The following is a 430-nucleotide window of genomic DNA, read 5'->3' on the forward strand; positions in this document are numbered from 1 at the left end:
CTCGATGCGCTCGTACTGCTCCACCTCGGAGGAGGCGGCGCGCAGCACGTCGATGAGGGGGACGGGCTGGTCCCAGCGGCGGCCGGGTTCCTCGCCGGCGAGGACCAGGAGGTTCTCGCCGTTGCGGCGCATACGGGTGGCCAGGTGGTCCAGCTTGAAGAGGTTCTCCAGCTGGTCGGGGTCGGCCTCGTTGTTCTCCAGGTCGGTGATGAGGGTCAGCTGGCCCTCGATCAGTGACTGGTTGCGGCGCGAGAGGTTGGTGAAGATCGCGTTGATGTTGCCCCGCAGCAGGGCCTGCTCGGCGGCGAGCCGGACGGCCTCGCGGTGGACCTGGTCGAACGCGCGGGCGACCTCGCCGATCTCGTCCGTGGTGGTGATCGGGATCGGCGCCACCCGCGTGTCCACCCGACCGGGGTCGGTGCGCGAGAGC

Annotated in this window: 1 pseudogene; it reads right to left on the reverse strand. The window is 70.2% G+C overall.

The features are described from left to right. Positions 1-430 (reverse strand): annotated as a pseudogene (locus tag M8J73_RS44330) (HAMP domain-containing protein); the annotation flags it as partial.

The organism is Streptomyces neyagawaensis (assembly GCF_023516595.1).
Classification (GTDB): Bacteria; Actinomycetota; Actinomycetes; order Streptomycetales; family Streptomycetaceae; genus Streptomyces; species Streptomyces neyagawaensis.